The sequence below is a fragment of the Azospirillum sp. ST 5-10 genome, assembly GCF_051225715.1.
GTDB lineage: Bacteria > Pseudomonadota > Alphaproteobacteria > Azospirillales > Azospirillaceae > Azospirillum.
Genome location: NZ_JBPJSP010000009.1, coordinates 38,156 through 57,216, shown reverse-complemented (window position 1 = coordinate 57,216; position 19,061 = coordinate 38,156). Strand labels below are relative to the sequence as shown.

The window sequence follows — 19,061 nt, the reverse complement described above, 5'->3', positions numbered from 1 at the left end:
TCCGTTCGGGCGGGCCCCGGACAGGGGGGTGGCGGCAACGGCCACAAACGGCAACGCCCCCGCGGGAGACCCGCGGGGGCGCCGTCCGTCCGTCCCGTCCGACCGGACTGCTGGCCGGATTACTGACCCGACGCCGGCGGCATCGCGCCGGTGGCGCCCGGCGCCGCCGGGGCGGTCTGCTCGCGTTCCTCCATGCGGCGGTTCAGCGAGGTGGTGGTGTCCGAATACTCGAAGTCGGTCATCTCCTTGATCTGGTCCTGGGTGATGCCGCTGAGCTGGACCTGCTCCTCGGCCTCGTTCCAGGTGGCGGTGCTGAAGTCGACCGCGACCTCCTTCTCGCCGATGCCGAGGAAGCCGCCGGAGGAGATCACCAGCTGCTTGGCCTTGCCGGAGTCGTCGAGGATGACGTCCTCGACCTCGCCGAGGTCCTCGCCGTCGCTGCCGATCACGTCGGCGCCCAGCATCTTCTCGGCGCTCGCCATGTCGACGCCGGCCGACGCCGCGCTGTCGCCGGTGGTCGTCACCGCCGGGGTGTCGGTCGAGCCGGCGGGCGGCGTCATGGTGGCGGCCGGGGAGTCGGCCGGCGCCGTGACGTCGGAGCTGGTGTCGGCCGCGGTGTCGTCGTCGGTCTTCAGCCCGGTGTCGCCGGCGGCCGTGGAGTCGTCCGTCTTGACCTCCACGTCGGCGGCATCGTCCGACATCGCGCCCGTGGCGGAGTCGTCCGCCTTCATGTTCGTGTCGGACTGGGTGTCCATGATCTGCGGCTGAGCGGTGCTGTCCGCAGCGGCATTCGGCTCGACGCTCTGCGCGTAGGCCACGCCGGACATCAGCGCCAGCACGGAAACGGCCGTGATCAGTTCCCTCCGCATCGCAAACTCCTTTCGGTGTCCTTAAGCCTTGCCTGTGGCATGCCTAACAACACCGTTGGAGAGCGTTTCATTCACCACCCCGTCCGCCTCTTTTGGCGCACCACTTGTAGGCGAGGGCCAATACTCAATTTGCGGACCAGTCCGGCAGCTTGGGGACGACTGCGGTTCCCGCGGCCTCGAGCGGCTGCTGGTCTTGGGCCGCCCGCTCGACGTCTTCCAGGCGCAACAGCGCGAGCGCCCGCCCGCCGCGCCCGCTGCGGACCTCGCCGACCGTGCGGTCGCCCAGGGTCACCGGCGTGCCCGGTTCGGGCAGCGGTCCGTCGACCGTCACCGGCATGAGCCGCTTCTTGATCAGCGCGCGGTACCGCGTGCGGGCGGTCAGCTCCTGCCCCATGTAGCAGCCCTTGTCCCAGGAGATGGCGTGGAGGGCGTCCAGGTTGTTCTCCAGGGGGATGGCCCGTTCCACTTCGAGGTCCCGGCTGCCGTCGGGAATCCCGAGCTCGAGGCGCAGGCGGTCGTAGGCGTCGTACGGGGCCGGCTCCAGCCCGGCCGCGGCGAGCGCCTCCTCCGACGCGGCGCGGGCGTCGCCGCCCGGCAGCACCGCCCGCGCGCCGAGGGCCGGCAGGCGCGGGTCGGTGTAGACGACGCCGCCGGCGAACGGACGCGCGGCGCCGGGCTCGGCCGGCAGGCCGAGGCGGGCCAGCGCCCCGGGCCCGAAGGCGACGGCGACGGCGTGGCGGTCGCTGCGGTCCTCCAGTGCGACCTTGGAGCGCAGCTTGTAGATCTTGAGGCGCCGCAGCAGGTCGTCGCGGCGCGGCGCCTCGACGTCCAGCAGCAGGGCGTCGCCGCCGATCAGGAAGAGATCGTGGAGGAATTTGCCCTGGGGGGTGAGGAACAGGGCGTAGAGCGCCTGCTCCGGCCCGGCCCGGCGCACGTCGTTGGACACCAGCCCCTGCAGGAAGGCGACCCGGTCGTCGCCGCCGACGGCGAGCACGCCCCGCTCCTCCAGAATCGTGTAACCCGCCGTCCCCTCGCCCATGTCGGACCTCCCCGATCGATCGTTCCGGCGACAAAGGTGTGCGGACGCCGGCGCCGGGGCAAGGGCCGGAGGACGCAGCCCTGCGGCGCACGAATCGGACGGGACGGCGCATCGGGCTCTTCCCTTTGCCCCGCCGGACGCGGCAGAGTGCGGTCCGCAACCCCGCATCACCGACGGACCCTCCGTGTCATGAGCGCTTCCTCCCTCCGCCGCCGCATCGTTCCCGTCCTGTTGTCGGGCGGCTCGGGGTCCCGCCTCTGGCCGATGTCGCGCGAGCTGTACCCGAAGCAGCTGCTGCCGCTGTGCTCCGACCGCTCGATGCTCCAGGACACCGCCCGCCGCATCGCGGACCCGGCGCTGTTCGCGCCGCCGCTGGTGGTGTGCAACCACGAGCACCGCTTCGTCATCGCCGAGCAGATGCGCCAGATCGGCGTGGCGCCGGGCGCCATCGTCCTCGAGCCGGTGGGCCGCAACACGGCCGCCGCCTGCGCCGTGGCGGCGCTGGCGGCGGACGATCCCGACGCGGTGATCCTGGTGCTGCCGGCCGACCACCTGATCCAGGACGTCGACGCCTTCGCCGCGGCGGTCGGCCGCGCCGCGGCCGCCGCGGCGGACGGGTACCTCGTCACCTTCGGCATCGCCCCGACGGCGCCGGAAACGGGCTACGGCTACATCCGGCAGGGCCAGCCGCTGGCCGGCCACGACGGCGTCTTCCGCGTCGCCGCCTTCATCGAGAAGCCCGACCGCGCGGTGGCCGAGGGGTTCGTCGCCGGCGGCGAGCACGTCTGGAACAGCGGCATGTTCCTGTTCCCCGTCGGGCGCTTCCTGGAAGAGATGGGGCGTTACGCCCCGGCCGTCCTCGACGCCGCCCGGCGCGCCCTGGAGGGCGGCCAGAGCGATCTCGACTTCCTGCGCCTCGACGCGGCGGCCTTCGCCGACGCACCGGCGATCTCCGTCGACTACGCGGTGATGGAGAAGACGGCGATGGCGGCGGTGGTGCCCTGCCAGCTCGGCTGGACCGACGTCGGCGCCTGGTCCGCCCTGTGGGAGATCGGCGCCAAGGATGCGGACGGCAACGTCAGCGTCGGCGACGTCGTCACCGAGGGCGCGCGCAACTGCTACGTCCGCTCCGACCGCCATCTCACGGCGGTGGTGGGCGTCGACGACGCGGTGGTGGTGGTCACCGACGACGCCGTGCTGGTCGCCGGGCGCGACCGCGTGCAGTCGGTCAAGGCGGTGGTCGAGCGCCTGAAGGCGGCGGGCCGGCCGGAGCCGGTGAGCCATCGCACGGTGCACCGTCCGTGGGGCACCTACCGCTCGCTGGACACCGGCTACCGCTTCCAGGTGAAGTGCCTGACCGTGGTCCCCGGCGCCCGCCTGTCGCTGCAGATGCACCATCACCGTGCCGAGCACTGGGTGGTGGTGCAGGGCACGGCGCTCGTCACCCGCGGCGACGAGCGGCTGATGGTCTACGAGAACCAGTCCGTCTACATCCCCATGGGCACCGTCCATCGGCTGGAGAACCCGGGCAAGCTGCCGCTCTCCATCATCGAGGTGCAGTCCGGCGCCTATCTCGGCGAGGACGACATCGTCCGCCTCGAGGACACCTACGGCCGCGGCTGACGGCCGCCGGCAAAAGCGGCATCTGCCTGCGATCGGGGCGTCTCCGGAGAGTTGACGGACGGGGCGCCCCCCGGCCTACTGTACGGGCGAGCTGGCACGCCGCTGGCATTGCCGGTTTTCCGCCCGCCACCCCTGGATCCGTGCCGCCCTTGTCCACCGATCTCACGCCCCGCCTCGCGCTGCGCGGCATCACCAAGCGCTTTCCCGGCTGCCTCGCCAACGACGCGGTCGAGCTGACGCTGCTGCCCGGCGAGATCCATGCGCTGCTCGGCGAGAACGGGGCGGGCAAGAGCACCCTGGTGAAGATCATCTACGGCGTCCAGCACGCCGACTCCGGCACCATGCTGTGGGAGGGGCGGGAGGTCCGGGTCGCCGATCCGGCGGCCGCGCGGCGGCTCGGCATCGGCATGGTGTTCCAGCATTTCTCGCTGTTCGACACGCTGACGGTGGCGGAGAACATCGCGCTCGGCCTCGACGAGGCCGGACCGATGAAGGCGCTGGAGGCGCGCATCCGGACGGTGTCGGAGCGCTACGGCCTGGCGCTCGACCCGCAGCGCCACGTCTTCGACCTGTCGGTGGGGGAACGCCAGCGGGTCGAGATCGTCCGCTGCCTGCTGCAGGACCCGCGCCTGCTGATCATGGACGAGCCGACCTCGGTCCTCACGCCGCAGGAGGTGCTGCGCCTGTTCGAGACCCTGCGCCGGCTGGCGGCGGAGGGGCGCACCATCCTCTACATCTCGCACAAGCTGGAGGAGATCCGCACGCTCTGCGACCGCGCCACGGTGCTGCGCGGCGGCCGGGTCGTCGCGGCCTGCGACCCGCGGGCCCGCAGCGCCCGCGAACTGGCGGAGATGATGATCGGCGCCGAGCTGTCCTCGCCGGAGCGCGCGCCGTTCCTCGCCGACGGCGACGAGCGGGCGCCGCGTCTGGAGGTGCGCCACCTCTCCACCACCTCCGACAACCCGTTCGCCACCAACCTCAAGGACGTCGGCTTCGCGGTGCGGCCGGGCGAGATCTTCGGCGTCGCCGGGGTCGCCGGCAACGGCCAGGCGGAGCTGCTGGCGGCGCTGAGCGGCGAGACGCTGCTGGCCGACGAGGGGGCGGTGCGCATCGACGGCCGCGCCGTCGGGCACCTCGGCCCGCGCGGCCGGCGCGAGCTGGGTCTCGCCTTCGTGCCGGAGGAGCGGCTGGGGCGCGGCGCCGTGCCGGAGCTCAGCCTGTCGGAGAACGCGCTCCTGTCGGGCTACGCGCGCGAGCCGCTGGTGCGCCGCGGCCTGGTCCATTTCGGCCGCGCCCGCGGCTACGCCGAGCGCATCATCGAGCTGTTCGACGTCGTCGCCCACGGCCACCGCGCCGAGGCGCGCTCGCTGTCGGGCGGCAACCTGCAGAAGTTCATCATCGGCCGCGAGATCCTGCAGAAGCCGCGGCTGCTGGTGGTCGGCCAGCCGACCTGGGGCGTCGACGCCGGGGCGGCGGCGGCCATCCACCAGGCGCTGATCGACCTGGCGCGCGGCGGTGCCGCGGTGCTGGTGGTCAGCCAGGACCTGGACGAGCTGTTCGTGCTGAGCGACCGCATCGCCGTGCTGTTCCACGGCCGGCTGTCGGAGAGCCGCCCCACGCACAAGACCAGCGTGGAGGAGATCGGCCTGCTGATGGGCGGGCTGTTCGGGGCGCCGGAGGACGAGGGGGGACGATGAGGGTGAGGGAGTGCCGCGGATGAGCGTCGTCCGTCTGGAGCCGCGCGGCCAGGCGTCGCCGGCCATGGTCTACCTGACGCCGCTGCTGGCGGTCGGGCTGACCCTGGCCAGCGGGTTCGTGCTGTTCTGGCTGATGGGCTTCGACCCGCTGGACGCGCTCTACGCGTTCTTCGTCCAGCCGGTCACCAGCCTGCGCGGCGTCGGCGAGCTGGTGGTCAAGGCGACGCCGCTGGTGCTGATCGCCGTCGGTCTCGCCATCGGCTTCCGCGCCAACGTCTGGAACATCGGGGCGGAGGGGCAGCTCACGCTCGGCGCCATCACCGGCGGCGGGCTGGCGCTGGCCTTCTACGGCGAGGGCGGCTGGTGGCTGCTGCCGCTGATGATCCTCGCCGGAACCGCCGGCGGCATGCTGTGGGCGGCGATCCCGGCGTTCCTGCGCACCCGCTTCAACGCCAGCGAGATCCTCACCAGCCTGATGCTGACCTACGTGGCGGTGCTGCTGCTGCAGTACCTGACCCACGGCCTCTACCGCGATCCGGAAGGCTATTCCTTCCCCGAATCCCGCCTGTTCGAGGACGACGCGCTGCTGCCGGTGATCATCGCCGGCACCCGCATCCATCTCGGCGCGCTGTTCGCGCTGCTGGCGGTGGCGGCGGGCTGGGTGCTGATCGCCCGCACCTTCATCGGTTTCCAGATCCGCGTCATCGGGCTGACGCCGGCCGCCGCCGGCTACGCCGGCTTCAAGGAGAAGCGCATCGTCTGGCTGACCCTGCTGATCTCCGGCGGCCTCGCCGGCCTGGCCGGGCTGGGCGAGGTGGCGGGGCCGATCGGCCAGATCAACCCGACGATCTCGCCCGGCTACGGCTTCACCGCCATCATCGTCGCCTTTCTCGGCCGACTGCACCCCTTCGGCATCCTGCTGGCCGGCCTGCTGATGGCGCTCTCCTTCATCGGCGGCGAGGCGGCGCAGATCGCGCTGGCCTTGCCCAAGGCCATCACCGGGGTGTTCCAGGGCATGCTGCTGTTCTTCCTGCTGGCCTGCGACGTGCTGATCCGCTACCGCGTTCGGATCGGCCGGCGGAGGGCCGCGGCATGACCGGCGATCTGCTCATCCTCGGGCCGGTGCTGGCCTCGATGGTCGTCGCGGCGACGCCGCTGCTGTTCGCGGCGCTGGGCGAGCTGGTGGTGGAGAAATCCGGCGTCCTCAACCTGGGCGTCGAGGGGCTGATGCTCACCGGGGCGGTCTGCGGCTTCGCCGCCGCCTACGGCAGCGGCAGCGTCACGCTGGGTGTGCTCGGCGGGGCGGCGGCCGGGGCGCTGCTGGCGGCGCTGTTCGGCGTCCTGGTGCTGTTCCTGATGACCAACCAGGTGGCGACCGGCCTGGCGCTGACCCTGTTCGGCGTCGGCCTGTCGGCGCTGGTCGGCCAGGACTTCGTCGGCATCCCGCTGACCAAGGCGGAGGAGATCGCCATCCCCCTGCTGGCCGAGATCCCGATCCTCGGGCCGGCCCTGTTCCACCAGGACGCGCTGGTCTATCTCGGCCTGGCGGCGGTGCCGGCGGTGTCGTGGTTCCTCTACGGCACGCGTGCCGGGCTGGTGCTGCGGGCGGTCGGCGAGAACCACACCGCGGCCCACGCCCTCGGCTACAAGGTGCTGCGCATCCGCTTCCTGGCGGTGCTCTTCGGCGGCGCCATGAGCGGCGTCGCCGGCGCCTACCTGTCGCTGATGTACACGCCGATGTGGGCGGAGAACATGACCGCCGGGCGCGGCTGGATCGCGCTGGCGCTGGTGGTCTTCGCGACGTGGCGGCCGGCGCGCGTGCTGCTGGGGGCGTGGCTGTTCGGCGGCGTCACCATCGTCCAGCTCCACGTCCAGGGACTGGGCTTCGCCGTGCCGTCGCAGCTCTTGTCCATGCTGCCATATCTGGCTACCGTCCTCGTTCTGGTGGCGATCTCGCGGGATGTCACCCGCATCCGCCTGAACGCGCCGGCCAGCCTCGGCAAGGTGTTCCATCCGGACGCCTGAGGGCGTCTTCAGGCAAGACCAACCAGGGAGCAATCACGTGAACAGACGGACCTTCGGGAAGGGCATCTTCGGGTTGGCGACGGCGGCGGTGGCCCTGTCGGTCGGCATCGGCGGCTTCCCCGGCGTCGCGGCGGCGCAGGAGAAGGAGAAGCTGAAGGTCGGCTTCGTCTATGTCGGTCCGGTCAGCGACCACGGCTACAGCTACCAGCACGACATCGGCCGGCGCGCCGTGGAGAAGGCGCTGGGCGACAAGGTGACCACCACCTTCGTCGAGAACGTGCCGGAAGGGGCCGACGCCGAGCGGGTGATCGACCAGCTCGCCTCGACCGGCCACAAGCTGATCTTCACGACGTCCTTCGGCTTCATGAACCCGACCCTGAAGGTCGCCAAGCGGCACCCGGACGTGAAGTTCGAGCACGCCACCGGTTACAAGCGCGCCGACAACGTCGCCACCTATTCCGCCCGCTTCTACGAGGGCCGCACGGTCATCGGCGAGATCGCCGCCAAGATGACCAAGAGCAACATCATCGGCTACATCGCCTCCTTCCCGATCCCCGAGGTGGTGAGCGGCATCAACGCATTCACCATCGCCCTGCGGCAGCTCAACCCGCAGGCCGAGGTGCGCGTGGTGTGGGTGAACTCCTGGTACGACCCGCCGAAGGAGGCCGAGGCGGCCAAGGCGCTGATCGACCAGGGCGCCGACATCATCGTCCAGCACACCGACAGCCCGGCGCCGATCCAGGTGGCGGAGGAGGCCGGCAAATGGGCGGTCGGCCAGTCCTCCGACATGACCCGCTTCGGGCCGAAGGCGCACCTCACGGCCATCGTCGACGAGTGGGACGTCTACTACATCGACCGGGTCAACGCGGTGCTGAACGGCACCTGGGAATCCAAGGACACCTGGGGCGGCCTGAAGGACAAGATGCTCTACCTCGCCCCCTACAACCCGGCGATCCCCAAGGACGTGGTGGAGATGGCGGAGAAGACCCGCGTCGACATCATGGAGGGCCGCCGCCACCCCTTCGCCGGGCCGGTCAAGGACCAGTCCGGCAAGGTGGTGATCGCCGAGGGCAAGAACGCCAGCGACGAGGAGATCCTCAAGATGGACTGGTTCGTCGAGGGCGTCACCGGCAAGCTGCCGAAGTGACGGCGTCCGCGCGCCGGGCCGGACGTGCGGCCGGCCGGCGTGCCTCCGCCGCTTCAGTGCCTCCTCCTGCTCAACGGTGCCATGCACCGGGCGGGCGGAACGACCGTCCGCCCCCTCCGGTTGGAGGAGGAAACGAGCGAAGGAGGCACTTCCATGGCAGCCGAACTGGAAAAGCGGACGATCGCCGTCCTGGCGACCGACGGTGTCGAGCAGGTTGAGCTGACCGAGCCGGTCAAGGCCCTGAAGCAGGCTGGCGCCGCCGTCCATGTGGTGGCGCCCAAGTCGGGCAGCATCCAGGGCTTCAACCATCACGACAAGGGCGATGCCATCCCGGTCGACGTCGTCCTCGACGGGGCCGACCCGCAGCGCTACGACGCGCTGGTCCTGCCGGGTGGCGTCATCAACCCGGACGCGCTGCGGCTGGAGCCCAAGGCGATCGCCTTCGTGAAGGCGTTCGTCCAGGCGGGCAAGCCGATCGCGGCGATCTGCCACGGCCCGTGGACCTTGATCGACGCCGGCGGCGTCAAGGGCCGGCGCATGACGTCCTGGCCCTCCCTGAAGACCGACCTGGCCAACGCCGGCGCCACCTGGGTCGACGAAAAGGTGGTCACCGACAACGGCCTCGTCACCTCGCGCAAGCCCGACGACATCCCGGACTTCTGCCGCAAGATGATCGAGGAGTTCCGCGAGGGCCGGCACGGCCGGCGCGCCGCCGCGGAGTAGGCGCTACACCCGCCGCAGCGCCAGGAACAGGGCCAGCCACAGCCCGCCCAGCGCGGCCAGGGCGGTGGCGGTCAGCAGCAGCGGCGCGGCGGTCGCGGGGCCGTCCGGCAGCACCAGCCAGGCGGCCTCGATCACGCGGGCCAGCAGCACCCCGGCGGCCAGCGCCTTGAGCGCCGCCGGGCTGCGCTGCACCGCCGGCAGCGGCAGGGCGAGGATCGGCAGCACCGCCTGCAGCAGGGCGACCGCCCAGAAGGCCGCGTCCCAGCCAGCGCCCTGGCGGCGCAGATACCACGCCGCCTCCTCCGGCAGGTTGCCGGACCACACCACCAGATACTGCATGTAGGCGAGATAGCTCCAGGCCAGCGCCCCGGCCAGCAGCAGGCCGGCCAGCGAGCGGAGCTGGTGCGGCGTGGCGTGGTCGAGGCGGGCCGCCAGCATCGCGAAGGCGTAGGCGGCGAGGAGCTGGTGGGCGATGAAGTACAGGCCGAACTCCGCGGAGTTGAAGGCGGGATCGCGCGACATCAGCCAGTCGACGCCGGCGAACGACGCCGTCAGCCCGTAGACGACCAGGCCGAGGGCGGCCGGCGTCCGGGCGTCGGAGCGGCGCAGCCAGACGAAGCACGCCACCCACAGCAGGACGATCGCCGCGGTGCGCACCGTGAAGAACGGCTCGTTGAGATAGACGGCGCGGAGCGGGTTGGCCTCGCGCCACCCCGCCGCGGCCCAGGGATAGAGCGGCTCCAGCAACAGCACCAGCGGCACGAACAGCAGCGCCGTCGGCACCAGGGTGCGTCCGGCCCCCACCAGCGGCCGGTCGACCACCAGCACCCAGCGGCCGCCGAACAGCCGCGCCGCCATCAGCAGGGCGAGCGCCCCGGCGGGCACCGCGCTCCACACCGCCAGCGCCGTGAGGTAGGCCGCCGCCGCCGGCCGCGGCGCCCCGGCTCCCAGGGCGACCAGCGCCGCCGAACCGGCGACGCCGACCGCCAGCGCCAGGAACGCCAGCCCGCTCGTGTGGTGTCCGCTCATCGCGGCACCTCGCCGACCCACACCGCCCCCAGCCGCTGCAGCAGGGCGCGCGTGGCCGTTCCGTCGTAGCGGGCGTCGCGGGCCTCGACGGCCAGCAGGAAGCCGCTGCCGGCGGCCCGGGAGAAGCGCTCCACCTCGAACAGGGGGTGGTGGTAGCGGGGCAGGCGGCACAGCACCAGCAGCGCCAGCAGCGCCGCCAGGGTGCCGCCGGCGACGCCCACCTCCAGGGCCGGCAGGGCGAAGGCCGTCCAGGCGGCCAGCGGGCGGCCGCCGACGTCGAGGGGGTAGTCGACCGCGTTCGCGTACCACTGCACGGCCAACCCGGCCGCCACCCCCAGGACGCCGCCGGCGGCGGTCACCGTGCCGAGCGGCCGGCGCGGCAGCGACAGCGGCTCGGCCAACTCCTCGACGGGGAAGGGGGTGAAGGCGTCGATGGCGCGGTAGCCGTCCCGCCGCAGCCGGGCGGCGGCGGCCACCAGGGACTCGGGGTCGCGGAACTCGGCCAGCAGGCCCCAGGGGGCGGCGTGTCCGGCGGCTTCGGCCATCGTCGGTCCTTCGGGTGCGGGGCGGCTGTCCTCAGGACAACGCCGGCGGAGGGCGGAGGTTTCCCGGCGCCGTCACCGCCGCGCCAGGGCGGCGGCGCCCAGCATCAGGCCGGCGGCGACCAGCGCGCCGGTGGCGGCCAGGGAGGCGCGGGCCATGCCGGCGCGGGCGAAACGGCCAGGCAGCGTCTCCGGCATCGGTCCGTCGACGGCGTGGACGCCCGGCACCGGCTCGTACAGGTTGTCGCGGTAGCCGGGTGGCAGCGGTTCGCGGCGGAACTGGCCGTCCCAGGCGCGCCCGGCGAGGATGCGGTCCATCAGGGCCGGCGCCGCCATCTGGCCGAGGATGGTCTGGAACGTCGATGTGCCGACCCACAGCTCGCGCCCGCCATGCTCGGCCGCCCAGAGGATGGCCCGCGCCGCCCGCTCCGGGGCCATCGCCGGGCCGGCGGGGGCGGGGCGGTGCCGGAAGCGGGTGCGCGCCCACTGGAACTGCGGCGTGTTCATCGCCGGCATGTGGACGACGGTCAGGCGCACGGCGCTGTTCTCGTGCAGCAGCTCGCAGCGCAGGCTGTCGGTGAAGCCGACGATGGCGTGCTTGGCGCCGCAGTAGGCCGCCTGCAGCGGGATGCCGCGGTAGGCCAGCGCCGAGCCCACCTGGACGATGGCGCCGCGGTTGCGCGGCCCCATGCGGCGCAGCGCCGCCATGGTGCCGTGGACGTAGCCGAAGTAGGTCACCTCCGTCACCCGGTGCAGCTCGTGGGCGGCCAGTTGCCGGACCGGCGAGAAGACGGTGGTCATGGCGTTGTTCACCCACACGTCGATGGGCCCGAACGCCTCCTCCACGGCGGCGGCGGCGCCGTCGACGGCGCCGAAGTCGGACACGTCGGTGGACAGCGCCAGGGCGCGGCCGCCCAGGCGCTCGACCTCGTGGGCGGTGTCCCGCAGCGCGCCGACGTCGCGCGCCAGCAGGCCGACACTGGCCCCGCGCCGGGCGAAGGCGTGCGCCGTGGCGCGCCCGACGCCGGCCGAGGCTCCGGTGATGACGACGGTCGGGTTCGCTCTCATCGCTCTCGCTGCTCCCTGGCTGGACTGCGTTCCCCTGGGCTTAACCGGCGCGGCCGGCCGATGGTCCCGCGGAACCGCACCGCCGGCCGGCGGTTGTCCCGCGCATACCGCCGCTCGCGCAGGAAAGGAGGGGACGTCATGCCCGGACCCATCGGCAAGACACGCTGGGCCATCGCCGAAGGCTACATCCCCGGCTGGAGCCACGGGCCGGCCCCGGCCATGGAGAGCCACGAGGCGGTCTGCATCCTCAACGCCGGCGACGAGGACGCCCACGTCATGATCACCGTCTACTACGCCGACCGGGGGCCCGCCGGGCCCTACCGCTTCACGGTGCCGGGCCGGCGCACCAGCCACCTGCGCTTCAACGAGATGACGGACCCGGAGCCGATCCCGCGCGAGACGCCGTACGCCAGCGTCATCGAGTCCGACCGTCCGATCGTCGTCCAGCACACCCGGCTGGACAGCCGGCAGGCGGAGAACGCGCTGCTCAGCACCATGGCGTACGCGTCCGACTAGAGGGGGATCCCTCCAGGTGATTCCGCCTGGAGGGAACCCCCACCAAGTTCAAATGTATAGAGCAGCGGCCGCCTACTCGCAGCGGAAGGCGGCGACGTGGTCCTGTGCGGTATCGGCGGGTTCGGCGCCGAAGCCGATGAGGCCGCTGCCCGCCAGCTTGGTGGAATCGCGCCGCAGCGCCACCGGCAGGGAATCCCCCGTACGCACGAAAGTGCCGTTGGTGGACTGGTCGGTGAGGAGGAAGCTCTCGCGGCTGAAGTCGATGGTGGCGTGCTGGCGCGACGTCTGGCGCGAGAGGATGCGCAGGCCGCAGCCGTCGCCGCGGCCGATGGTCAGGCGGGGGGTGGCGCGGTCGATCGTCAGCTCGCTCCCCTGGTAGGTCACGTGCAGGCGCATGACCGCCGGGGCCGCCGCCAGGGCGTCCGTCATCGTCAGGCCGATGGTGGTGGTGTCCATCGGCTCCTCCTCCTCGGCGCTGCGCATCTGGTGGATGCGCAACGGCACCGTGCGGCCCTTGACCGAGACGTTGTTGAGCAGCTTGGTGCGCCGTTGCAGCCGCGGCTCGAGCCGGTCCGCAAAGTCTCCGGTCGCCAGGACCTCGCCCGGCCGGGCCAGGCCTTCGACTCGGGCGGCGACGTTGCAGGCGTCGCCGTAGAGGTCCTCGGGGCGCTGCACCACCGGTCCGTAGTGGAGCCCGACGCGCAGCCGCAGGCCGAGCACGTCCTGGAACTCCATCATGGTGCCGGAGGCCCAGCCGGCGTCGTCGGCGGTCGGGAACGAGCCCAGCAGCCCGTCGCCCAGCAGCTTCACCACCGTCCCGCCGTTGGCCTCGATGGCGAGTCGCAGCAGCAGCAGCATCTTCTGCGTCAGCGCCGCCGCCCGGACGTTGCCCAGCCGCTCGTAGAGCGGCGTCGAATCGACGATGTCGACGAACAGGATGGCGAGAGGCTTTTCCATCATCCGTGCCGGACGGCCATGGAGCAGGGCGGTCTTCATGACCCGCAGGCGGGACATGCCCGGTACCATATCACAGCGTTGGATCGTGGGCCATGTCGCGACGCGTGCGCTCACCACGCACACCGCACGGTGGCCAGGACCGTCCCGCGGTCGCCGTAGTAGCAACCCTCGTAGTCGGAGCAGTTGGCGCGCACGTTGAGGCGCAGCCGTTCGCCCTCGACGCCCAGGGCGGTGGGAGGACGGGAGAGGCACCGGGCGCCGGGCGACCGTCAGAAGCGCTTGATCTCGATGTTGTACTTGCGCAGCGCGTAGCTCACCTGGCGCGTCGTCATGCCGAGCAGGCGCGCCGCCTTCGCCTGCACCCAGCCGGTGCGGTCCATCGCCCAGACCAGACGCTCGCGCAGGGAGCCGGCGTCCGGCTCGTCCGGCAGGTCGCCGGCCGGCGCGTCGTCGGCCATGCGGTCCGCCGGTGCCGCCGGCACGCTGGCGGCGGCCCGGTCGGCGCCCGCCGGGACGGCCGGTGCCGCCGCCGGGCGGGGGGAGGGCACCGGCATGGCGACGGCGTGGCCGGACGACGACTGGCAGGGCTGGCCGGGGGCGGCGCCGCAGGCGGCGCAGCCGGCCGGCGGCGCCACCGCCGGGACGGCCGGCGGCAGGATGCCGGGCAGGACGGTGCCGGGGGCGTGGACCGCCGGGGCGAGGCCGCCCACCGCCATGCCGGCGGTGCGGTACTGCAGCAGGATCGACGAGTTGCAGAGGTTCTGGCTGCACGACAGGTCGGCGACGCCGATGGTGCCGTTGCGGCACTGGGTGGCCGCCCGCTCGATGCAGTTCTCCAGTTCGCGCACGTTGCCGGGCCAGGTGCAGCGGGACAGCACCTCCAGCGCCGGTTCGTCCATCATCAGGTTGAGGCCGTTGTCCTTGGCGAACTTGGCGACGAAGTGGCGGGCCAGCGGCGCGATGTCGCTGCGCCGCTCGCGCAGGGGCGGCAGGAAGATGCTGACGACGTTGATGCGGAAATAGAGGTCGGCGCGGAACTTGCCGAGGCCCACCGCCTCCTCGAGGTTGAGGTTGGTGGCGCAGATCAGGCGGACGTCGGTCTTGATCGTCTTGGTGCCGCCGATCCGTTCGAACTCCTGCTCCTGCAGCACGCGCAGCAGCTTGGCCTGGAAGTTGGAGGAGATGTCGCCGATCTCGTCGAGGAACAGGGTGCCGCCCGAGGCCAGCTCGAACCGTCCCTTGTGGTCCTTCTGGGCGCCGGTGAAGGACCCCTTCTCGTGACCGAACAGCTCCGACTCCAGCAGGGATTCCGGCAGGGCGGCGCAGTTGACGCGGATGAAGGGGGCGTCCTTGCGCGGCGACAGGTTGTGGATCGCCCGGGCGATCAGCTCCTTGCCGGTGCCGCTCTCGCCGCGGATCAGCACGCTCGACTTGAAGGGCGCCACCCGGTGCACCTGGGCCAGCACGTCCATCATGTTGGGGCTGGAGCAGACGATGTCGGCGATGGGCTGGGGCGCGCGCAGCTCCTTCTGCAGGCGGAACGTCTCGCGCATCATGTGGCGGCGCTCCTCCGCCACCGTGCGGTGCAGGCGCACGGTCTGGCCGATCAGGTTCGCCACCATGGTGAGGAACCGCACGTCGTTGCCGAAATGCGTGGTCGGCCCGTCGTCGCTGATGCGGTCGATGCTGAGCACGCCGACGACGCCGCCCGCGACCTTGATCGGCACGCCCACCAGGGACGCCACCACCTCGTCCAGGTCGTCGCGTCCGCCGGTGCGGTCGAGGAACAGCGGCTCCTCGGCCAGGTTGGGGACGACCGCCGGCATGCCGGTCTTGAGGATGCGGCCGATGATGCCCTCGCCCTCGCGGCACTCGGCGGCGGCGCCCTCGCCGGGGGCCGAGCCGTTCAGGGCGACGAGGCGCAGCACCCCGTCCTCGCCCTGCAGCCAGACGCGCCCGCGGTGCATCTGCAGCTGGTAGGAAAGAACGCGCAGCACTTCGCGCAGCGTCTGCTGAAGGTCGAGGGACGAGCCGAGGATCTTGCTCACCTCGTAGATCGCCAGCAGTTCCAGGTTGGACGTGGCGTGGCGCGACGCTGACGGCATACCGGACACCCCCTCTTCCACCCAGCCGCCTCGAGAGCGGATCGCCATGGCGGACATCCCGTGACGGACAGTCACGTCGGCCGCCGCGGCGGCGCGGCGGTTCGTCGCCTTCCGAGCGAACTCCTGCCCCGGTTGCGGATGCCCGTCCCCCGGTCGGAGACGACGGAGCCGGGCATCTGCGCCGACGGATCGACGCATGGCCCCGGTGTGCGGCATCGGCCGGTCCGGGGTCCCGATGGCGTCCCAGCGCCGGTGGCCGAACGTGCGGCCGCTGCCGCGGCCGGCCCCGTCGCGTTGGGCGGACGGCCCGAATTTTCCGAGACATCGTAGGCGAACGCAAGCCCTTTCGGAAAAGATTGATGCAGCGCAAAAACGCCATCGCCGGCCGGGGGCCGAGGCCGCTTGGCGAGGGCGGCGGAACGGTGTAAATTACCGACCAGTCAGTCATTAAACCCGGCCGGCCCATGTCCGTCGAGGCCCCCCGCTGGCGCCGCCGCAAGGAGGCGCGACCCCAGGAGATCGTCGCCGCCGCTCTCGACGTCTTCGTCGAGCGGGGCTTCGCCGCCGCCCGGATCGAGGAGGTGGCGCGCCGCGCCGGCGTCGCCAAGGGCACCCTCTATCTCTACTTCCCGACCAAGGAGGAGCTGTTCAAGGCGGTGGTGCGCTCCGCCATCGTCGCCAACCTGGAGGACGCCGAGCGGCTGCTGGCGGCCCACGCCGGGCCGTCCATGGCGATCCTGGAACAGCTGCTTCTGGCGATCGGCGGCCGGGTCATGGCGTCGCGGGTCGGTGCCATTCCCAAGCTGGTGGTCGCCGAGGCCGGCAACTTTCCCGACCTCGCCCGCTTCTACCACGACGAGGTGATCCGCCGCGGCTTCGCGCTGATCGCCGGCATCCTGGAGCGTGGGGTGGCCCGCGGCGAGTTCCGGCCCCTGGACGTCGGCCACGCCGTGCGTCTGGTGGTGGCGCCGCTGCTGCTGATCGGCATCTGGCGCACCACGTTCGAGCCGGTGACCGGCGTTCCCACCGATGCCGAAGGGCTGATCCGGGCGCACCTCGACCATCTCGCCCGGGCCTTCGCCGCCGAGGGAGGGCCGCCGCCATGAACTGGCTGCGCGAGACGCTGACGGCCGCCGCCGCGGCGCTGGGCCTGCTCGGCGCGCCGGGAGCGCCGGTGGTGCACGGCTATGTCGAGGGGGAGTATCTGCGGATCGCCGCGCCGGAGGCGGGGCGCCTGGAGACGCTGGCGGTGACGCGGGGCGACCGGGTGGTGCCGGGGCAGCCGCTGTTCGCGCTCGACACGGCGACGGCGCGCGCCGAGCGGGACCGCCTGGCGGCGGCGTTGGCCCAGGCCCGGGCCGACCTCGCCGACCTCGTGACCGGCAAGCGTCCGGCGGAGGTGCGGGTGATCGACGAGCAGCGCCGCCAGGCCGAGGCGTCGCTGCGCTATTCCGAGGCCGATCTGAAGCGCCAGCAGGCGCTGGCGCAGCGGGGCGTCGCCGCCGCCGAGGCGCTGGACGCCGCCCGCGCGGCGTTCCGGCGCGACACGGCGCGCCTGGCCGAGCTGGAGGCCGAGCTGGAGGTCGCCGCCCTGCCGGCCCGTCCCGAGCGCATCCGCGCCGCCGAGCAGGCGGTGGCGATGGCCGAGGCGGCGCTCGCCCGCCAGGACCGGCTGCTCGCCGACCTGGCGCCGCCGGCCCCCGCCGCGGCGCGGGTCGAGGACACGCTCTACCGCGCCGGGGAGTGGGTGCCGGCGGGCGCCCCGGTGGTGTCGCTGCTGCCGCCCGGCGCGGTCAAGATCGTCGCCTTCGTGCCGGAGCCGTGGGTCGCCGCGGTGCGGCCCGGCGACCGGGTCGGGGTGCGCTGCGACGGCTGTCCGGCGGACCTGGCGGCACGGGTCGTCTTCGTCGCCAGCGAGGCCGAGTACACGCCGCCGGTGATCTACAGCGTCGGCAGCCGCGAGAAGCTGGTCTTCCGCATCGAGGCGCAGCCGGATGCCGCCGCGGGCCTCAATCCCGGCCTGCCGGTCGACCTCGTGCTGGGGGGCGGCGCGCCGTGACCGCCGACCTCGCCATCGACGTGCGCGGCCTGGTCAAGCGGTTCGGCGCCAAGACGGTGGTGGACGGCTTCTCCATCCAGGTGCCGCGCGGCCACATCCACGGCTTCCTCGGGCCCAACGGCAGCGGCAAGACGACGACCATCCGCATGCTCTGCGGCCTGCTCACCCCTGACGAGGGGGAGGGCACCTGCCTCGGCCTGGACATCCGCACCGCGAGCGCGGCGATCAAGCGGCAGGTCGGCTACATGACCCAGCGCTTCAGCTTCTGGGAGGATCTCAGCATCCGCGAGAACCTGGACTTCGTCGCGCGCATGTACGGCCTGGCGGACCGCCCGGCGCGGATCGCCGCGGCGCTCGACCGGCTCGGCCTCGCCAACCGCAAGGACCAGCTCGCCGGCCAGCTCTCGGGCGGCTGGAAGCAGCGTCTGGCGCTGGCCGCCTGCATCCTGCACGAGCCGAAGCTGCTGCTGCTGGACGAGCCGACCGCCGGCGTCGACCCGAAGGCGCGGCGCGAGTTCTGGGACGAGATCCACGAGCTCGCCGCGTCGGGCCTGACGGTGCTGGTCAGCACCCACTACATGGACGAGGCGGAGCGCTGCCACGCCATCGCCTACCTCGCCTACGGGCGGCTGATGGCGCAGGGCTCGGTGGACGAGGTGGTGGCGGCGTCGGGCCTGCACACCCTGACCGTCGCCGGGCCCGACCTCGGCCGGGTGGCGCGGGCGCTGCAGGGGCGGCCCGGGGTGGAGATGGTGGCCGCCTTCGGCGCCCGCCTGCACGTGAGCGGTCCCGACCGCGCCGCCCTGGACGCCGCCCTGGCGCCCTGGCGCGACGCGCCGGGAATGCGGGTGGAGGCGGCCGAACCCACCCTGGAGGACGTCTTCATCCACCTGATGGGACGGTCGACCGACAATTTCGGGTGAGGGCGGCGCCCCTCGGCCCGCGATCCCCCCGGTGCGTCGCTCAGTCCGCCAGCTCCATCAGCGCCTTCACCGCGTTGGCCGCGCCGTCGGCGATCTGCGAGACCGTCGCGTCCAGCATGTAGCAGGGCGCCGTCACCACCTTGCGGGTGCGGTCGACGACGACCTCGCAGTGGGTCGTCGCCGTGTGGCGGGCGCCCATGCTCTCCAGCGCGCCGGCGGTCCCGGCGTCGGAGCCGATGGTCAGCTCCACGCCCTCGCGCCCGAACAGGCGGGCGAGGATGACGGGCGCGATGCACAGCGCGCCGATCGGCTTGCCCGCGGCCGCCATGGCGCGCACGGCGGCCTCGACGTCGGGATGCACCGTGCAGTCGGCGCCCTTGAAGGCGAAGTCGCACAGGTTCTTGGCGGCGCCGAAGCCGCCGGGGATGATCAGGGCGTCGACGTCGTCCGCCGTGAAGGTCGCGAGATCGGCGATCTTGCCGCGGGCGATGCGGGCCGCCTCGACCAGCACGTTGCGCCGTTCCGCGGCGACCTCGCCGCTGATGTGGTTGACGACCTGGGCCTGGTCCATGTCGGGTGCGTAGCACCTGGCCTCGGCGTCGGCACGGTCGATCGCCAGCAGCGTGCACACCGCCTCGTGGATCTCGGTGCCGTCGAACACCCCGCAGCCGGAGAGCACGACGCCGAACCGGAACGTCCTGTCCGCCATTGGTCCTTCCTCCTGGTGGTAGAGCCGCAC

The 19,061-nt window shown here is 72.6% G+C and carries 18 protein-coding genes; 10 read left to right on the top strand and 8 right to left on the bottom strand.

The features are described 5' to 3' along the window. Nucleotides 1-119: 119 nt before the first annotated feature. Both ACSBPG_RS12500 and ygfZ read right to left on the bottom strand, forming a co-directional pair. Nucleotides 120-869 (bottom strand): PRC-barrel domain-containing protein, encoded by a 750-nt coding sequence (locus ACSBPG_RS12500; RefSeq protein WP_435537499.1) that lies wholly within the window; start codon nt 867-869, stop codon nt 120-122. A gap of 124 nt (nt 870-993) precedes the next feature. Next, the gene (gene ygfZ, locus ACSBPG_RS12495) at nt 994-1,908 is read right to left on the bottom strand and encodes a CAF17-like 4Fe-4S cluster assembly/insertion protein YgfZ (RefSeq protein WP_435537498.1); all 915 of its coding nucleotides are present in this window, start codon (nt 1,906-1,908) and stop codon (nt 994-996) included. Nucleotides 1,909-2,097: 189 nt separating this feature from the next. Here ygfZ and ACSBPG_RS12490 point away from each other — a divergent pair, with 189 nt between their 5' ends. The 6 genes from ACSBPG_RS12490 (at nt 2,098) to ACSBPG_RS12465 (ending at nt 9,123) form a co-directional block, all read left to right on the top strand. Beyond that, nucleotides 2,098-3,531: a mannose-1-phosphate guanylyltransferase/mannose-6-phosphate isomerase gene (locus ACSBPG_RS12490; protein WP_435537497.1), complete on the top strand. Its 1,434-nt coding sequence runs from the start codon at nt 2,098-2,100 to the stop codon at nt 3,529-3,531. 140 nt (nt 3,532-3,671) lie between these two features. Next, nucleotides 3,672-5,228, top strand: a complete 1,557-nt coding sequence (locus ACSBPG_RS12485) for an ABC transporter ATP-binding protein (protein WP_435537496.1) — start codon at nt 3,672-3,674, stop codon at nt 5,226-5,228. A 19-nt stretch (nt 5,229-5,247) separates the two neighbouring features. After that, entirely contained in the window at nt 5,248-6,324 is a 1,077-nt protein-coding gene (locus tag ACSBPG_RS12480) for an ABC transporter permease (RefSeq protein WP_435537495.1), read from the top strand. Beyond that, the gene (locus ACSBPG_RS12475; RefSeq protein ID WP_435537494.1) at nt 6,321-7,253 is read left to right on the top strand and encodes an ABC transporter permease; all 933 of its coding nucleotides are present in this window, start codon (nt 6,321-6,323) and stop codon (nt 7,251-7,253) included. The genes ACSBPG_RS12480 and ACSBPG_RS12475 overlap by 4 nt, the downstream gene beginning before the upstream one ends. Before the next feature lie 37 nt (nt 7,254-7,290). Continuing rightward, the gene (locus tag ACSBPG_RS12470; RefSeq protein WP_435537493.1) at nt 7,291-8,400 is read left to right on the top strand and encodes a BMP family ABC transporter substrate-binding protein; all 1,110 of its coding nucleotides are present in this window, start codon (nt 7,291-7,293) and stop codon (nt 8,398-8,400) included. Nucleotides 8,401-8,553: 153 nt separating this feature from the next. Continuing rightward, on the top strand, nt 8,554-9,123 hold the full coding sequence (locus ACSBPG_RS12465) for a type 1 glutamine amidotransferase domain-containing protein (protein WP_435537492.1): 570 nt from the start codon (nt 8,554-8,556) through the stop codon (nt 9,121-9,123). A 3-nt stretch (nt 9,124-9,126) separates the two neighbouring features. Here the strand turns inward: ACSBPG_RS12465 and ACSBPG_RS12460 are convergent, their stop codons facing one another. The 3 genes from ACSBPG_RS12460 to ACSBPG_RS12450 all read right to left on the bottom strand — a co-directional run bounded on the left by ACSBPG_RS12460 (nt 9,127) and on the right by ACSBPG_RS12450 (nt 11,762). After that, nucleotides 9,127-10,152 (bottom strand): hypothetical protein, encoded by a 1,026-nt coding sequence (locus tag ACSBPG_RS12460; RefSeq protein ID WP_435537491.1) that lies wholly within the window; start codon nt 10,150-10,152, stop codon nt 9,127-9,129. After that, a complete protein-coding gene (locus tag ACSBPG_RS12455; protein ID WP_435537490.1) occupies nt 10,149-10,697 on the bottom strand; it encodes a DUF3341 domain-containing protein in 549 nt (182 codons plus the stop codon). The genes ACSBPG_RS12460 and ACSBPG_RS12455 overlap by 4 nt, the downstream gene beginning before the upstream one ends. Before the next feature lie 72 nt (nt 10,698-10,769). Further along, nucleotides 10,770-11,762, bottom strand: coding sequence for an SDR family oxidoreductase (locus ACSBPG_RS12450; protein ID WP_435537489.1), 993 nt, complete (start codon nt 11,760-11,762; stop codon nt 10,770-10,772). A 138-nt stretch (nt 11,763-11,900) separates the two neighbouring features. Between ACSBPG_RS12450 and ACSBPG_RS12445 the strand changes: the two genes are divergently transcribed. Beyond that, nucleotides 11,901-12,278, top strand: coding sequence for a sensory rhodopsin transducer (locus ACSBPG_RS12445; protein WP_435537488.1), 378 nt, complete (start codon nt 11,901-11,903; stop codon nt 12,276-12,278). A gap of 72 nt (nt 12,279-12,350) precedes the next feature. Here ACSBPG_RS12445 and ACSBPG_RS12440 read toward each other — a convergent pair whose 3' ends face one another. Together ACSBPG_RS12440 and nifA are read right to left on the bottom strand one after the other, a co-directional pair. Further along, a complete protein-coding gene (locus ACSBPG_RS12440) occupies nt 12,351-13,292 on the bottom strand; it encodes an adenylate/guanylate cyclase domain-containing protein (protein WP_435537487.1) in 942 nt (313 codons plus the stop codon). A 212-nt stretch (nt 13,293-13,504) separates the two neighbouring features. Then, nucleotides 13,505-15,340, bottom strand: coding sequence for a nif-specific transcriptional activator NifA (nifA, locus tag ACSBPG_RS12435; RefSeq protein ID WP_435537486.1), 1,836 nt, complete (start codon nt 15,338-15,340; stop codon nt 13,505-13,507). A gap of 464 nt (nt 15,341-15,804) precedes the next feature. Between nifA and ACSBPG_RS12430 the strand changes: the two genes are divergently transcribed. Genes ACSBPG_RS12430 through ACSBPG_RS12420 form a run of 3 tightly spaced genes read left to right on the top strand, consistent with a single transcriptional unit; the run spans nt 15,805 to nt 18,322 of the window. After that, the gene (locus ACSBPG_RS12430; RefSeq protein WP_435537485.1) at nt 15,805-16,446 is read left to right on the top strand and encodes a TetR/AcrR family transcriptional regulator; all 642 of its coding nucleotides are present in this window, start codon (nt 15,805-15,807) and stop codon (nt 16,444-16,446) included. After that, nucleotides 16,443-17,399 carry an HlyD family secretion protein gene (locus ACSBPG_RS12425; RefSeq protein ID WP_435537484.1) on the top strand — a complete coding sequence of 319 codons (957 nt, stop codon included), beginning with the start codon at nt 16,443-16,445 and terminating at the stop codon, nt 17,397-17,399. Before ACSBPG_RS12430 ends, ACSBPG_RS12425 begins: the two co-directional genes overlap by 4 nt. Further along, complete coding sequence (locus tag ACSBPG_RS12420; protein WP_435537483.1) at nt 17,396-18,322, top strand: ABC transporter ATP-binding protein; 927 nt, start codon at nt 17,396-17,398, stop codon at nt 18,320-18,322. The genes ACSBPG_RS12425 and ACSBPG_RS12420 overlap by 4 nt, the downstream gene beginning before the upstream one ends. 40 nt (nt 18,323-18,362) lie before the next feature. On the opposite strand, the gene elbB is transcribed toward ACSBPG_RS12420, so the two are convergent. Next, nucleotides 18,363-19,031: an isoprenoid biosynthesis glyoxalase ElbB gene (gene elbB / locus ACSBPG_RS12415; RefSeq protein ID WP_435537482.1), complete on the bottom strand. Its 669-nt coding sequence runs from the start codon at nt 19,029-19,031 to the stop codon at nt 18,363-18,365. Between the last annotated feature and the right edge of the window lie 30 nt (nt 19,032-19,061).

Coding starts and splice junctions, on each gene's coding strand:
- ACSBPG_RS12500 (WP_435537499.1), bottom strand. CDS start 869: ATGCGGAGGGAACTGATCACGGCCGTTTCCGTGCTGGCGCTGATGTCC.
- ygfZ (WP_435537498.1), bottom strand. CDS start 1,908: ATGGGCGAGGGGACGGCGGGTTACACGATTCTGGAGGAGCGGGGCGTG.
- ACSBPG_RS12490 (WP_435537497.1), top strand. CDS start 2,098: ATGAGCGCTTCCTCCCTCCGCCGCCGCATCGTTCCCGTCCTGTTGTCG.
- ACSBPG_RS12480 (WP_435537495.1), top strand. CDS start 5,248: ATGAGCGTCGTCCGTCTGGAGCCGCGCGGCCAGGCGTCGCCGGCCATG.
- ACSBPG_RS12475 (WP_435537494.1), top strand. CDS start 6,321: ATGACCGGCGATCTGCTCATCCTCGGGCCGGTGCTGGCCTCGATGGTC.
- ACSBPG_RS12465 (WP_435537492.1), top strand. CDS start 8,554: ATGGCAGCCGAACTGGAAAAGCGGACGATCGCCGTCCTGGCGACCGAC.
- ACSBPG_RS12460 (WP_435537491.1), bottom strand. CDS start 10,152: ATGAGCGGACACCACACGAGCGGGCTGGCGTTCCTGGCGCTGGCGGTC.
- ACSBPG_RS12455 (WP_435537490.1), bottom strand. CDS start 10,697: ATGGCCGAAGCCGCCGGACACGCCGCCCCCTGGGGCCTGCTGGCCGAG.
- ACSBPG_RS12450 (WP_435537489.1), bottom strand. CDS start 11,762: ATGAGAGCGAACCCGACCGTCGTCATCACCGGAGCCTCGGCCGGCGTC.
- ACSBPG_RS12445 (WP_435537488.1), top strand. CDS start 11,901: ATGCCCGGACCCATCGGCAAGACACGCTGGGCCATCGCCGAAGGCTAC.
- ACSBPG_RS12440 (WP_435537487.1), bottom strand. CDS start 13,292: ATGTCCCGCCTGCGGGTCATGAAGACCGCCCTGCTCCATGGCCGTCCG.
- nifA (WP_435537486.1), bottom strand. CDS start 15,340: ATGCCGTCAGCGTCGCGCCACGCCACGTCCAACCTGGAACTGCTGGCG.
- ACSBPG_RS12430 (WP_435537485.1), top strand. CDS start 15,805: ATGTCCGTCGAGGCCCCCCGCTGGCGCCGCCGCAAGGAGGCGCGACCC.
- ACSBPG_RS12425 (WP_435537484.1), top strand. CDS start 16,443: ATGAACTGGCTGCGCGAGACGCTGACGGCCGCCGCCGCGGCGCTGGGC.
- elbB (WP_435537482.1), bottom strand. CDS start 19,031: ATGGCGGACAGGACGTTCCGGTTCGGCGTCGTGCTCTCCGGCTGCGGG.